A 489-nucleotide genomic window follows, 5' to 3' on the forward strand; every position below is an offset into this window, starting at 1 on the left:
GAATATTGCCGTGGCCCTGCCAGGTCTCGCGCGGATATTTTTGCGTCAGCCAGCGCAGATCGTCCGGCAGGCCGGCTCGCTCGAGCAACGAAAAATCAGCGGCGTCCGACATGACAGTCTCCTTTGGTAACCGTCATGTAGGAAGCGCTATACTAGATCGGTAGTCCCGTGATGCGCTCGATAATGGCGATGCCCCAGACGCCGGCTACGATCACTACCGAGATCAGCACTGCCAGCGAACCGCAATCCTTGGCGAGCTGGATGTCGACATTGAACTCGCGGCTGAAGGCGTCGCAGGCAGCCTCGATGCCGGTGTTGAGCACTTCGACCATGATCAGCAGCAGCACCGCGCCGATCAGCAGCGCGTAGCCGCGCCACGACACCGAGATGAACCAGCCCGCCGGTAGGGCAAGGGTGAGCAGCATCAGCTCCTGCTGGAAGGCCTCTTCGTGGGCAGCCAGCTTGCGGAACGCCCGCACCGAGTTGAAG

General features: G+C 61.6%; 1 protein-coding gene. It reads right to left on the reverse strand.

The genetic code is table 11. From position 1 onward, the window contains the following. Positions 1 to 152: 152 nt before the first annotated feature. The coding region (locus EOA29_RS39765; protein ID WP_145970177.1) for a diacylglycerol kinase at positions 153 to 489 on the reverse strand (337 nt) is incomplete at its 5' end.

Source organism: Mesorhizobium sp. M1E.F.Ca.ET.063.01.1.1, from assembly GCF_003998155.1.
GTDB lineage: Bacteria > Pseudomonadota > Alphaproteobacteria > Rhizobiales > Rhizobiaceae > Mesorhizobium.